Source organism: Acidovorax sp. KPB24-03 (genome assembly GCF_057546605.1).
This window is the reverse complement of sequence record NZ_BAAJYR010000799.1, coordinates 1-860: the sequence shown is the minus strand read 5'-3', so window position 1 is coordinate 860 and position 860 is coordinate 1. Positions and strand designations below refer to the sequence as shown.

1 pseudogene is annotated in these 860 nt (G+C 73.7%); it reads right to left on the bottom strand.

The features are described 5' to 3' along the window. Positions 1-860, bottom strand: a pseudogene (locus tag AC27KI_RS26090) (AlkA N-terminal domain-containing protein); the annotation flags it as partial.

Genomic DNA, 860 nt, shown 5'->3' with positions numbered 1-860 from the left:
GCCAGGGTGTGTCGATGGCTCACCGAAGCGCTCCATCAACCGCTGCGCCAGCGTGCGGGCCGCGGCCACGGTGATCTGCTGGCCCAGCACGGCGCGCACCGCCAGCTCGAACCCGTCGAACGCGCCGGGCACGCGCAGCCCGTCGCCCTCGGGGAAGGCACCGTGCAGCACGGCGTTGATGGCCTGCGGGTCGGCGTCCAGGTCGAGCAGGGCGCGCACCCGCGCGATCACCAGCGGCAGCACCGGGTGCAGGTTATCGCTGGTCTGCAGCAGCACCTGGGGACGGTCGGGGTCGAACCGGGCGCTCAGCCAGCCGGCATGCACCTGCCCGCCCGCCACCAGCCGCACCGTGCGCCGCAGGGTTTGCTCGCCCTCGGTGGACACCGACTCCACCGCATGGATCTGCCGCTTGGCGAAAAACGCCAGCAGGGCCGGCACGTCCAGGGGCGGCCGGTAGGCCAGGCGCACCGTGCTGCTGGCGCCACCCGCCGCCGTGCCCGCGCCGGTCTTGCGCAACTGCGTGGGATTGAGCCCGTAGTGCCCGGCAAACGCCGCATTGAAGCGCCGCACGCTGCCGAAGCCGCTGGCCAGCGCCACCTGCGTGACGGGCAGGTCCGTGTCGGTCAGCAACTGCTTGGCGGCCAGCAGGCGGCGCGTCTGCAGGTATTGCAGGGGCGACACGCCCAAAGCCGTCTCGAAGATGCGGCGCAGGTGCCGGTCGCTCACGCCCAGCCGGGCGGCCAGGCGCTGCAGGGGGAGACGGGCCGGTGGCGCTGGCCTCCCACGCGCCTTCGCCCTCCAGCAGGCGCAGCGCCTCGCGCACCAGGATGTCGGGCGCGTCCTGCACCGACCAGGCCAGC